12 protein-coding genes are annotated in these 12,574 nt (G+C 61.1%); 6 read left to right on the forward strand and 6 right to left on the reverse strand.

Annotated elements, in window-relative coordinates:
- Positions 1–7: 7 nt before the first annotated feature.
- Positions 8–1,498: a glycosyltransferase gene (locus K0B96_RS03970; protein WP_220164081.1), complete on the reverse strand. Its 1,491-nt coding sequence runs from the start codon at positions 1,496–1,498 to the stop codon at positions 8–10.
- Between the two features lie 118 nt (positions 1,499–1,616).
- On the opposite strand from K0B96_RS03970, the gene K0B96_RS03975 reads away from it, so the two are divergent.
- Positions 1,617–2,183: an acyltransferase gene (locus K0B96_RS03975; protein WP_220164083.1), complete on the forward strand. Its 567-nt coding sequence runs from the start codon at positions 1,617–1,619 to the stop codon at positions 2,181–2,183.
- Positions 2,184–2,186: 3 nt separating this feature from the next.
- On the opposite strand, the gene K0B96_RS03980 is transcribed toward K0B96_RS03975, so the two are convergent.
- The 5 genes from K0B96_RS03980 to K0B96_RS04000 all read right to left on the reverse strand — a co-directional run bounded on the left by K0B96_RS03980 (position 2,187) and on the right by K0B96_RS04000 (position 7,657).
- Positions 2,187–3,341, reverse strand: a complete 1,155-nt coding sequence (locus K0B96_RS03980) for a DegT/DnrJ/EryC1/StrS family aminotransferase (protein ID WP_220164085.1) — start codon at positions 3,339–3,341, stop codon at positions 2,187–2,189.
- Between the two features lie 23 nt (positions 3,342–3,364).
- On the reverse strand, positions 3,365–4,567 hold the full coding sequence (locus K0B96_RS03985; protein WP_220164087.1) for an ABC transporter ATP-binding protein: 1,203 nt from the start codon (positions 4,565–4,567) through the stop codon (positions 3,365–3,367).
- Positions 4,568–4,831: 264 nt separating this feature from the next.
- Entirely contained in the window at positions 4,832–5,683 is an 852-nt protein-coding gene (locus K0B96_RS03990; protein ID WP_220164089.1) for an ABC transporter permease, read from the reverse strand.
- Positions 5,684–5,693: 10 nt separating this feature from the next.
- Positions 5,694–6,683 (reverse strand): GDP-mannose 4,6-dehydratase, encoded by a 990-nt coding sequence (gmd, locus tag K0B96_RS03995; protein ID WP_220164091.1) that lies wholly within the window; start codon positions 6,681–6,683, stop codon positions 5,694–5,696.
- Positions 6,680–7,657 (reverse strand): GDP-mannose 4,6-dehydratase, encoded by a 978-nt coding sequence (locus tag K0B96_RS04000; RefSeq protein WP_220164093.1) that lies wholly within the window; start codon positions 7,655–7,657, stop codon positions 6,680–6,682. Before K0B96_RS04000 ends, gmd begins: the two co-directional genes overlap by 4 nt.
- A gap of 139 nt (positions 7,658–7,796) precedes the next feature.
- Here K0B96_RS04000 and K0B96_RS04005 point away from each other — a divergent pair, with 139 nt between their 5' ends.
- The 5 genes from K0B96_RS04005 (at position 7,797) to K0B96_RS04025 (ending at position 12,560) form a co-directional block, all read left to right on the forward strand.
- Positions 7,797–9,173: a TolC family protein gene (locus tag K0B96_RS04005; protein WP_220164096.1), complete on the forward strand. Its 1,377-nt coding sequence runs from the start codon at positions 7,797–7,799 to the stop codon at positions 9,171–9,173.
- Positions 9,170–10,276: an efflux RND transporter periplasmic adaptor subunit gene (locus K0B96_RS04010; protein WP_220164097.1), complete on the forward strand. Its 1,107-nt coding sequence runs from the start codon at positions 9,170–9,172 to the stop codon at positions 10,274–10,276. Before K0B96_RS04005 ends, K0B96_RS04010 begins: the two co-directional genes overlap by 4 nt.
- 16 nt (positions 10,277–10,292) lie before the next feature.
- On the forward strand, positions 10,293–11,537 hold the full coding sequence (locus K0B96_RS04015; RefSeq protein WP_220164101.1) for an ABC transporter permease: 1,245 nt from the start codon (positions 10,293–10,295) through the stop codon (positions 11,535–11,537).
- Entirely contained in the window at positions 11,534–12,232 is a 699-nt protein-coding gene (locus K0B96_RS04020; RefSeq protein ID WP_220164103.1) for an ABC transporter ATP-binding protein, read from the forward strand. The genes K0B96_RS04015 and K0B96_RS04020 overlap by 4 nt, the downstream gene beginning before the upstream one ends.
- 139 nt (positions 12,233–12,371) lie before the next feature.
- The gene (locus K0B96_RS04025; RefSeq protein WP_220164105.1) at positions 12,372–12,560 is read left to right on the forward strand and encodes a hypothetical protein; all 189 of its coding nucleotides are present in this window, start codon (positions 12,372–12,374) and stop codon (positions 12,558–12,560) included.
- The last annotated feature ends 14 nt before the right edge of the window (positions 12,561–12,574 follow it).

Here is a 12,574-nt window from a genome sequence, read left to right on the forward strand (position 1 = left end):
ACACGCTTTAGCGAGCCTTGGTCAACTCATTGCGTTGCACTTCCAACGTGCGGATATGTTCCGCTTGTTCGCGGGAGACATTTTGGAGTCGGCTGACTTCCCGTTGGGTTTCGGCGAGATGACGTTCAAGCCGCTCCCGCTCATTCTGCAAAGTGGTGATGAACGCCGTCTGTTCGGCGATGATTTCATCCTGGCGCGCCACGCGCGTGCGCAGTTGGACGAGGGGACCTTCGGCGGAGGTCAGCTCATCGCGTTGCGTTTCCAATGATCGGATATAGCGCAGTTGTTCGTCGCCGACGGCGGCCTGCCGATCCGTTTCCTGACGGAGCTCAGCCAGATAGGTTTCCAGTTGTTGGCGCTGCGCCTGCAAATTTGTGATCAGAGCCGATTGTTCGGCGACGGTCTGATCGGCGCCTGCGGCGTGCGTCCGCAACCGACCGATCCAGCCAGTCGCGGACTGAGCGTTCTCGAATTCGGCGATATAGTCGCGTTGCTGGCTGACGGTTGCGGCGAGTTGGTGCACCTGTTGGTTGAGCGCGTTGACATCGTTTTGTGCGCGGCCTCCGGATTCCCGGAGCGCCGCGATGAGGGAGTTCTGCTCCCCCAGCAAGCGGGTCACGCGGGCCAGTTCGCCGTCGAAATCGTCGCGTGAAAAAAGCCCCGCTTGAAACTCCGAAATTTTGCGCCGGATCAATTCGCGATCATCGGCGTCAGAAAATGCGGGCTCGGCCTCAAGAAGCCGGAAGCGGACGATGAGCTCGACGAGCTGATGAGCCTGGCGCTCGCGGCTCCAGATGCCGCCGCCGTGCCGGCGATAGGCGGCCATGTTACGATCCAGAAAGTAGAGCGGGCCGTGGCTGGCCAGATGAAGATCCAAGAAGAGATCACATGGCCGCCGAAGAAACCAGTCGGGCAGCGGATCGTAACGATCGCGACGAAACACGAGCGAGCAGGTGGGTTCCTGCGAAAGGAGCGTGTCGAGCACATCGCGTCGTGTGAAGGTGGTCTGGGCCGACTGAAAATAGCTCTCGGAGAGGACGCGACCATCAGCGTCGACCAAGCGGGCGTTGTGGAAGCAAGCGCTGCACTCCGGGTGTCGGCGGAGAATTTCAATTTGCGCTTCCAGCTTGTCGGCTTCGATCCAAAAGTCGTCACCTTCACAAAGGGCGACGAATTCGCCGCGACTTTCGCGGCCGAGCAGGCGGAGAGGAGAGAGGCCTGCGCTCCATTGGTTTTGGGTCTGAAGAATCGGTCGGATGATGTTTGGATAACGGGCCGCATAGTCGCGGATGATGGCTTGGGTGTCATCGGTGGACGCATCGTCGTGGATGATGATCTCCACCGGGAAGGTGGTTGCTTGGCGCAGGAAGCCTTCGAGACATTCCGACAAGAACGCCGCGTGGTTGAAGGTCACGCAAAACACGGTCACGACCGGCGGTGTGCCCGCCGGCCAGGTTTGTTGAGCGAGCGGTAGAGGGCGGAGAGTGGTCGACGTCACTTGCGGTGCAGCACTACAGCGGATTACGGAAAGTAAAGCAGGCCTTTTCGAAGGAGAAGTTGGGGGCAGAATTGGAATCAGCCTTGGCCAGACCGGGCCGAGGCGTTTAAGTTGCGCGATGCATTACACGGACGAAGAACTGCGGGCATTGGGGCTCCAGTTTGGCGATCACGTCTCCATCCATCGCACGGTTGAGTTTTTCCGTCCGGAGCGGATCCGGTTGGGTTCTCATGTGCGGATTGATTGCTTCAGCGTGTTGTCTGCGGCCGAACCACTGGTCGTTGGAAGCCACGTGCACCTCGCAGCGGGCGTGATGATCTTTGGCAGCGAAGGGGTCGAGATTGGCGATTTCGCCGGGCTGTCCAGCCGGGTCGCCGTTTACACAGCTTCGGATGATTATGTGGGAGGCCATCTTACGAATCCGACGGTGCCGGAAAAGTATAGGAAAGTGAGCCGCGGCAAAGTGCGTATCGAGCCCCACACCATCGTGGGCAGCGGTAGCGTGATCTTGCCCGGAGTCACACTCGGGCGCGGCGCTTCAGTTGGTGCACTGACTTTGGTGCGGAAGGACGTGCCCGCATGCCAGATTGTCGCCGGAAACCCAGCGCGGGTTTTGGGCCAGAGGGACGCGGAGAAGCTCGCCGTGCTAGAGGCAGAATTCCTGCGCGAAGAGAGGGGGAAGTAAGCTTCAGCGCGCGGCCGCGTGTGCCACCATCGTTTTTATCAATCCGCAGATGGCAGCAATATCGTCGAGTCCCACCGATTGGCCGGTGGGCAAGACCATGACCCCTTGTGCGACCCGTTCGGTGACTGGTAGATGACGCCAGGCGTTAGGTTGAAGTGTGATGTAGGGCTCCATGCGGTGGCAGCCGGGCCAGAAGTATTTTCGAGCGAGGATGTTGTTGGCGTGCAGGTGCCGAACCAATTCGTCGCGGCCAACCGGGCAGAGGGCTGGATCGACCTGAACGACGACGTATTGGTAGTTATTCGCTTCGGTCGGCGGATAATCGATAAGCGCGATCCCAGGGGTGCCGCGGAGATTGCTTTGATAAGCCAGGTAGTTGCGGCGGTTGATCGCGATCAGGTCCGCCACGCTCTCCAAACTCGTAAGACCCATGGCGGCACAAATTTCGGTCATCTTGCCATTGACTCCGAGGTGGACCACGCGGTCGAAGTCGAGGAAGCCGAAGTTGCGCATGAGCCGCATTTTTTCCGCGAGCGCGTCATTGTTCGTGACGACGGCGCCGCCTTCAAAGCTGTTGAGAAACTTGGTCGCGTGAAAGCTAAACACTTCGCAGTCGCCGAGCCCTCCGATGAGGCGTCCGTTGTGAGAAGAGCAACCGAACGCGTGGGCGGCGTCATACATCAATTTGAGCCCGTGCTTCTTCGCGAGATGAGCGAGAGCGGCGTCATCGCACGCGCGGCCCCAAACGTGCACTCCGACTATGCCGGAGGTGCGCGGGGTGATCAGGCGTTCGACCGAGTTGGGATCAATATTGTGCGTGCCGGGATCGATGTCCGCGAAAACAGGTGTGATACCTTGCCATTGAAGCGCGTGGGCGGTGGCGACGAAGGTGAACGCAGGCACGATGACCTCGCCTGAGAGACCCAGCGCCTGGCTGGCGATTTCCAGCGCCACGGTGGCGTTGCACATCGCGACGCAGTGTTTGACGCCGATAAAGTCGGCGACGCTGTGCTCAAATTGTTGGACGAGGGGACCGTTGTTGGTGAACCACCGGCGGTCGAGCATGCTGCCGACGCGGGACAGGAAGGCCTCGCGGTCGCCGATATTAGGGCGGCCGACGTGCAATGGTTCGGGAAACAGAGGCTGGCCTTCAGACATGGTGTGCGAACGGTGAAAGACATTTACCCGGCTGCAAACGACAGCGGGGTCTCGAGGTGGACCGGGCCGTGGATCCCCAGATTGAATTGTGGGAGGATTTCAATAAAAGCGCTGAAGCTGAGCAAGTCGGCGGCGGTGGAGCGACTGAAGTCCAGCGTGCCTCCGGGAAACACGGCATCATCGGGAAAAATGAAGAGGCCGGAAAAAAGTGCGTAGCGGCCGGCGACGAGCGGGAATTTCACCTGCATGGTGAGCACCTCTTCCGCGCCCGGCTTCAGCCTGAGGCGATGTTGATGGGTGCGATCGGTGCATGAAAGCAATTCCACGCCTTGCAAGCTCATGCAGGTGACGCTGAGCCGAAAAAGGCCATCAAACTCGCGATCACTGCCGACGACATAAACGGCTGTCACCTCTTGGTCCCAAGTGAGTTCGGTGGTTCGTTTCCCGTCTGCATCGAGCAGAAAAAAATTTCTGATTTGCACGCGTCCGTTGCCGCGCCGGCTCAGTCGCGCGTTTTTCTGGAATTCGGCGCGGCTTTCCCGCAGGAGAACGGAAGAACGATTCTTTGCCGTGTTGCTGACGGACTCCTGTTGCACCGGCGCCGACTCCTGATACTCCATCCCCATGGCCCGGGCACAATCCCGGGCATAAGCGGCACATACATCGTTAGCTACGCCTTGCGCTTGCGGGATACCGTGGTCGAGCCACAGCGCCTGCTGACAGAAGGCGCGCACCGTTCCGATGTCGTGCGAGACAAAAAGAATGGTGCAGCCCGCGGCCTGGATGGAGCGCAGCCGCGCAAAGCATTTGGCTTGAAAAGGGGCATCGCCGACCGAAAGCGCCTCGTCGACGATCAAAATGTCCGGTTCCACCGCAGTCTGCACGGCGAACGCCAGTCGCATCATCATGCCGCTGGAATACGTTTTCACCGGCTGATCCATGAAGTCGCCGATGTCGGCGAAATCGGCGATGCCGTCGAAGCGGGTTTCCATTTCCGCGCGCGAGTAGCCGAGCACGGCACCGCTCAGGTGAACGTTTTCTCGCCCGGTGAAATCGGGGTTAAAGCCGCTGCCGAGCTCGAGAAGTGCAGCGACTTTACCTCTCAATTTCACGTCGCCGGTCGTCGGCTGAAGCGTGCCGGCGATGATTTGCAAAAGAGTCGATTTCCCAGAGCCATTGCGGCCCAGAATCCCGACACTCTCGCCTCGGTGAATGACGATCGACACTTCCTGCAGCGCGGCGAAATCGCGATAACTTTGGGCGGCCCGCGCCTCCCACCAGTGCCGCAGTCGCGAGCGGCGCGGAAAGACGCGGGCGAGGTTTCGTTGCAAAGGCGAGGTCAACCGCGAACTGGGACTGTCCCAGATCCGGTAAACTTTGCTCACGTTGCGAACAAGAATGGCCGGCTCTGCGTTCATGTGAGGATGGCGCTTTCGCGGTGCATGTTGCGCTGTCGTGGGATGATGCCCGCCCTACGCCCAGGCTTTACGCTATACCACATCGGCAAAGGTGGGTTTCAGTTTGGAGAATATCCAAAAGCCCCCCGCGCTGGCGAGAAGACCGGTCGCGAAAAGGTAAGCCAAGTAGGTGAAATGCATGGGTCGATCCCACATCACGACATCGCGGGAAAGCTCAACCGCCAGCAGCATGGGGTTAAAACGCAGCCACACCCAGACTGAATGTGGGATGGCGGAGGCAGGATAGACGACTGCGCTGGCATACATCAGCGCCATGCTCACGAAGCCCATCACCTGCGAAATATCGCGAAAGAAGACGCCCACGGCGGCGATCATCCATGCGGTGCCAAGTAGCAAGAGCAGCACCGGCAGCAGGATGACCGGGAGCCAGAACACGCTCCAACCCAGCCCCGGACCGAACAGGGCGATGCCGGTCAAAGCCAGCGCGAGGCTGATCAGCATGTGAAAAAACGCAGAGCTGACGGCCGCCGCGGGTAGTATTTCCAACGGGAACACCACTTTTTTCACGAAATTGGGATTCGTGATGATGATCATAGGCGCCACGCCCAGCACCTCCGCGAAGAGATGGAAAAGCGTCAGGCCAAGGAATATGCCGAGCGCATAGTCCATGCGGCTTTCGGGATGCGCCGCGTTGAAGCGACCGCGGAAAATGTAGCCGAAGACCAGCACATAAAGTGCGAGCATCAAAAGCGGATTCAGCACCGACCACACCAATCCGAGGTGGCTGCCGCGGTGCCGCAGTTCGACGTTGCGCAGAGTGAACTGCCACAGCAGACCGCGGAACCGCCACATGGAGCCGATGAAGTTTCCGTGGGCGAGGAAACCAGACGCGGCGGGGGCCGGTGCCGTGAGCGGGGCACTCATGGGCGACGATTTACTGCGGCCGCAGCGCGGCGCAGTCGGCGTCGACCATGAGTTCGGCCAAGCCTTTCATGCGCGTGGCGGGCTCCCAGCCCAGCTTGGCCTGCGCCTTGGCGTAGTCGCCGATGAGCAGGTCCACTTCGGCGGGACGGAGGAGGCGGTCGTCGAACTTCACGTGGTCGTGCCAGTCCAGGCCGACCCGCCCAAACGCGACGTCGAGGAATTCACGGATGGTATGGGTCTCGTTCGTCGCGAGCACGTAGTCATCGGGCTCATCCTGCTGCAGCATGCGCCACATGCCTTCAACGTATTCCTTGGCGTAGCCCCAGTCGCGTTTGGAGTCGATGTTGCCGAGAAAAAGATCCTTCTGCAGGCCGGCCTTGATGCGCGCGGCGGCGATCGTGATTTTGCGCGTGACGAACGATTCTCCGCGGCGGGGCGACTCGTGGTTGAAGAGAATGCCGCTGCACGCGAAAAGATTGTAGGATTCGCGGTAGTTGACCGTCAGCCAGTGCGCCATGAGTTTGGCACATGCGTAGGGCGAACGCGGATAGAAGGGCGTCGTTTCCGTCTGCGGGACGGCCTGCACCTTGCCGAACATTTCGGAAGAGGACGCTTGGTAATAGCGCACTTTCTTGCCGATGCCGGATTCGATCACCGCCTCCAAGATGCGGGCGGCACCGACACCGGTGATGTCAGCGGTGTATTCGGGAATATCGAAGCTGACGCGAACGTGACTCTGCGCGGCGAGATTGTAGATTTCGTCGGGCTGGAGCTGGTAAAGCAGTTTGACGAGCGAAACGCTGTCGGCGAGGTCGCCGTAATGCAGCCAGAGGCGCTTGTTCTCTCCGTGCTCGAAGGCTTGGAGGTGGTCGATTCGCGCGCGGTTGATGCTGCTCGAGCGGCGCACGATGCCGTGCACTTCGTAACCTTTTTCCAGCAGTAATTCAGCTAGATAGGAGCCGTCCTGGCCGGTGATGCCGGTGATAAGCGCTTTTCTCATGCGACCTTGTTCAGTTCGGATTCGACGAGTCGCGCAATCATTTCTTCGAAAGCCACCGTGTTTTCCCAGCCGAGGACGCGCTTGGCCTTCGCGGGGTTGCCGCAGGGGGCGACGGGCTCGATGCTCGTCACCAGGTTCGCGTCAAAATCCACGTGATCGCGCCAGTTCAGATCAACACAGCGGAATGCGATTTCGACCAACTCCTGGACGCTGTGCAGGCGGCCGCTGGCGAGCACGTAATCGTCGACGGGCACGTTTTGCAGCATGAGCCACATCGCGCGCACATAGTCGGGCGCCCAGCCCCAATCGCGCCGGCCGCCCAGCGCGCCGAGAGTGAGTTTTTGCTGCAAGCCGCGTTTGATGCGCGCGGCGCCGCGGGCGATTTTCATCGTGACAAAATTGCCGCTGCGCCGCGGCGACTCGTGGTTGTAGAGAATGGCCGAGCAAGTCTGCAGTTTGTAAGCCGTGCGGTAAATGCGCGCCATTTGCTGCGAAAAGGCCTTGGCCGCGCCGTAAGGCGTGGTCGGGGTCAGGGGCGTGTTTTCATCCTGCGGCGAGTGGGGCGGTGAGCCGAAGACTTCGCTGCTTGAGGCGTAGAGAAACTTCGGCGGGTCGGGCAGGTCGCGCAGGATTTCCAGCAGGCGCAGCGTGGCCATGCCGATGCTGTCGACGGTGCTTTCGGGCAGCTCCAAGCTCAACCGCGGACTCGACTGGCCGGCGAGATGGTAGAATTCGTCGGGCTTCACTTTGCCAATGATGCGGCGCAAATGCGTGGCATCCTCGAACGCGCCGTTGTGCAGGAAGAGGCGCCGGTTCAACACGCCGCTGTCGCCGAGCAGATGGCGAAGATTGCTGTTCATCAGTGCGTCGGGCCGGTGCACGAGTCCGTGGATCTCGTAGTCCTTTTCGAGCAACAGGTCCACGAGGTAGGAACCATCCTGCCCCGTGATCCCGGTGATGAAAACTTTCTTCATCAGGGCAGATAAGCCGCGCGAAATTCGACGGTCAACCTCCACCTCGGCGCGCCCGTCGCGGCGGACAAGGTGGCGGGCGGGCGCGGGGGGCTTTGGGCTTGCCACGACTCGGCCGGGTCGCGTGGCTACGAGTTTACGTGTGACTTTCTTGCGCTTCAGCCCGGGTGGCCGGGTCCTTCTGCTGTGCCTCCTATCCGGGCTGCTCGCCTGCTTCGGGCGGGCGGAGCCGAACCCGCCGCCGCTGCCCGAGGAACTGCATCCGGAGTTGCAACGTCTGCTCGATTGCGCGCTGGCGCAGTCGCCGCAGATGCTGGAGCGGGCGGCGCAGATGGCGGTCGCGGATGGCGATGCGATGGTCGCCCGATCCGGGCTGCTGCCGCACGCCTCCGCCTACGGCCAATTCAACGAGCAGCGCGAGTCGCGGCAGGATTTGCCGGGCAGCCAGATTTCGCAGAAGACGTATTACAATGTCGGCGTGTCGCAGTCGGTCTTTCACTGGGGAGAGCTGCGCAATCGCGCCCGCATCGGCACGCTGCGGCAGAAATTTGAAAGCGGGCAGACGGCCGAGGCGTATCGCCTGCTCGTCAACGAAGTGCGCGGGCAGTTTTTGCAGTTGATCGTGAAACACCAAACGCTCGCCCGCGCGCGGTTTGGCATCGATCTGGCGAAGGAAAACAACCGGCTGGCGCAGGGGCGGCTGGCGGATAAATCCATCTCGGCCTCGGAAGCGGCCGCGGCGACCCTGGCCATCACGCGTGCCGAACTCGCCGCAGATCGTGCGGAGGAGGACTATACGTTCGCGAAAGGCGCACTCGAGCGGCTGACGGGTTGCGGCACGATCCCGGACGCGGCGTTGGCGGATGCGGTGGCGAAAGTTGATCCCGCGCCGGATGCGATCAGGGCGCTCGAGGCCGGCTTTCTTTCGCAGTCCGAGCCGCAAAGCTTTGTGCTGCGCAACTTGAAACGGCAGGCAGAAGTCGAGCGGCTGAACTACGATATCGCCCGCGTGCAGCTGCGGCCGATGGTCAACTTCGTGGCGGGACTGAGCCAGGATCAAGTGAGTTACACGGCGAACATCGGGCAGCGCTACGGGGTGAACACGCTTTTCGCCGGCGTGCAGGTGACGTGGTCGATTTTTGACGGATTCGCGACGCGCGGCGCGGTCGCGTCGGCGAGCGCGCGCCGGCGCCTTTACGAACTCAGTTATCGCACGACGAGCGACCAATTGAAGGCGCAGGTGCAACATGCCGCCAAGCTGCTCGGGTTTGCGGGCCGAGAACTCAAGTTTGCGGAGGATGGTTTGGCGGCCGCGGAAAGTGTCGTGACGACATATAAGGAGCAGCTCGGCCGCGGCGAAGTATCGTCTTACGACGTGAAGACAGTGGAAGGCTCGCTGCTCGATGCGCAGGTGGCGGCTTCCTTGGCGCGTTCGGATTATCTGATGAAATCCGCCGAGTTCCTCTCGCTCGTCCAACAAGATCCGGCTTTGAAGCGCTTACCCGCCGTCCAACCATGAAAAAAATCATCGTGATCGTCGTCCTCGCCGCCGTGGTGGCCGTCGCCGCAGTCGTGTTGTTGCGTCCGACGGCGGATGTGGTGGCGGTGGCGGGAGGCAAGGCCGTGGAGGCGGTGCCGGGGAGCGTCGTGGTGCGGGCGGAATTTCAGATGGAGCTCAAGAGCGAAGAGGCGGGACGCATCGTGAAAAGTGAGCTGAAGCCCGGGCGTCACTTCGCGCGGGGCGATTTTGTCGCGCAGCTCGATCCGACTGACGTGAAGCTGGCGATTGAGAAAACGGAATCGGACTACGCGGCGGCGAAAAAGCGGATCGCGGTGGGATCTTCGATCGCGTTGGAATTGGAAACGGCGAAGCAGGACCTCGCCGCCGCGGAGCGGCAGTTGAAGGCCGGCGGGATGGCGCAGGCGTTGTTGGATAAACAGCGGCGCGACGTGCAGCAGATCGAGCAGCGCCGCGCGTTGGAAGAGGTCAACAACAAGAACCAGCTCGATAATTTTGAGAACGATCTCGCCGTGAAACGGCGGCAACTCGCGAAGATGACGATCACAGCGCCTGCGGATGGGACGATTTCGCAAGTCCTGGCCCGACCGGGCGATTTGATCGGCGGTGGCACCTCGATCGCCACGCTGATTTCCGATGATCGCACGGTCGAGGCGCGCATCAGCGAAGAGAATTTTGCGGGCATCAAGCTCGGGCAGAAATGCTACGTGCGTTTTCTCGGCTACGGCGCCTATTTGTTTGACGCCACGGTGGCGCAAATCCTGCCGACGGCCGATCCGGCGACGCAGCGTTACATCGTGCATCTCGACGTGAAAATCGACCCGGCGAAGCTCGTGCCGGGCATCACGGGAGAAGTGAGCATCGTGACGGCGGAACGTGAAGCAAAGGTGCTGGTGCCGCGGCGAGCCATTTTCGACAACACCGTGTTCGTCGTGGAGGACGGGCGGGTGCGGGAGCAGTCGATCGAGGTCGGCTACACCAGCCTCAACATCGTTGAGGTGCTGAAGGGGCTGCAGCCGGGAGATCAGGTGATTGTCGACATGCTGGATCAATTCCATCCCGGCCAGCGCGTGAAGGTGCGGGTGTTGCCGCCGGCCAACTAAACAGGCGCATCGTCGCATGTCGCCCAACCTTGGCATCGCTTTTCGGTTTCTCACGGCGCGCAAGCGTGCGATGGCGATGAGCCTGGGTTGCACGATTCTGGGGGTGGGGCTGTTTATCGTGACTCAGGCCACGACCAGCGGCTTCCAGGATTTTTTCATCAACACGATCCTGGGGACGGATGGCGCGATCCGGATCGAGGACAAGCTGCAGGACACGTTGCGGAGCATGACGGCGGGGCGGGGCTCGAATTTCGAGGTGAGCCAGCGCGACGCGCGCAAATACATCCCGGGGGTCGAGGACACGCGGCTCGTGATGGATGCGTTGCGGCAATTCCCCAACGTGGCGGGCATTTCGCCGGTGTTGCGGGGAAATGTTGTCGTGCGCAGCGCGTTCATGAATGAATCGGCGCAGGTTTTCGGAGTGGATTTGGATCAACACCTGAAGGTCTCCGATCTGGCGCAGCAGATCACGAGCGGGAGTCTGGCGTCATTTCGCGAATCGCCCTCGGCGGCGCTGATCGGCCGCGTGCTCGCGGACCGGCTGCAGTTGAAAGTAGGGGATTCGTTTATGATCGATGCGCGGGGCGAGACGCGGCGTTACCATGTCGGGGGAATTTACGAGACGGGCGTCCGCGATATCGACAAAACGCGAATTTATGTGGACTTGAGCGAGACGCGTTCGCTGCTGCACTACCCGACGGGGGTGACGTTTATTCAGTTGAGTCTGCACAACCCGACGCGCGCTCCGGAAGACGCGGCCCGCATCGAGACGGTGATCGGATACAGTGCGAAGGCGTGGCAGGAGCGGGAGAAATCGTGGCTGTCGGTGTTCCACGCGTTGCGGGTATCCTCGCTCATCACGGTGTCGGTCTTCACGTTGATCGCGAGTCTGGCGATGTTCAATACGCTCGCGATGATGGTCATCGAGAAAACCAAGGATATCGCGATCCTGCGCTCCATGGGTTACGATCGGCGCGATATCACCCAGATTTTCCTGTGGCTGGCGGCGGTGGTGCTGATCATCGGCGCGGTGCTGGGTTCGGCGTTTGGCGCCGCAGTGACGTATGCGGTTTCCCTGATGCCGATCGGTCAGATTTCGGGGATATTCGCCACCAATCGCTACATTGTCGCGTGGTCGTGGCTGCATTATGCGGAGGCCATCGGCACCGCGGTGGTGATGGTGATGGTCGCGAGCCTCATTCCGGCGCGACGGGCGGCACGGCTTGAACCGGGCGACATCGTGCGAGGGTCCGCTCAATGAGGGCCGACGCCAATGTGGCTCCGGCGATCCGCTGCGTGGACTTGCACCGCTATCTCGGGCGCGACGAAGGTCGCGTCCATGTGCTGAAAGGGGTGTCGTTTGAAGCGCGGGCCGGCGAGATCAACGCGATCGTAGGACCGTCGGGGTGCGGCAAATCGACGTTGCTTTATCTGCTGGGCTTGCTCGATCAACCCGATGGCGGAGAAATCCAGATCGGAGGCAGGATCGTGTCGCACACCGACGATCTGGCGCGCACCGCAGCGCGGGCGGAGCATATCGGGTTCGTGTTTCAATTTCACTTTCTGATGCTGGAATTCACCGCCTTGGAAAATGTGCTGATGCCGATGCGCAAGCTCGGGCGCCTCGCGCCGGCGGCGATGAAAGAACGCGCCCACGAACTGCTCCGGACCGTGGGATTGGGTGATAAGACTCATCGCCTCGGCACGCACCTGTCGGGTGGAGAACAGCAGCGGGTGGCGGTCGCGCGCGCGCTCGCCAACCAGCCATCACTCCTGCTCGCCGATGAGCCGACGGGTAATCTCGATGCCGCGAATTCGACGTTGGTGTTTGACTTGCTCACGAGGCTGGCCCGCGAAAACGGTCAGGCCGTGGTGCTGGTCACGCACAACCACGATATCGCGCAGCGCTGCGATGCGATCTTTGCGATGCGTGACGGACGGTTCGTCGCAGAGTGACGCAGAACGGATTAGCGCGAGCATTCCGCCTCGCCGCGCGTTCTAATTTCACCCGCCGGGAAAAGCTTCGGAAAATATTTGGTTTACAACGCAAACTCCGCTCCGTTCCTTCACAACGATTTCAACCCGCAACCTGCACGTGGATCACGCTCTTTCCCGCAAAAATTTCTTCGCCAAGCTGACCGGGCTTATTGCCTTGGCCGGCGTGGCCCCGCAGGCGCTCATGAAACGCGCCTCGGCGACGAGCAATCGCGCCGCGCCGAAAAATCAACCGTTCCAAATTCGCCCCGAGCCGCGTGCCGTTGCGCGTGACGGCGCCTCGCTTTAAGCGGGATTTTGGCT

It is taken from the genome of Horticoccus luteus, from assembly GCF_019464535.1.
Classification (GTDB): domain Bacteria; phylum Verrucomicrobiota; class Verrucomicrobiia; order Opitutales; family Opitutaceae; genus Horticoccus; species Horticoccus luteus.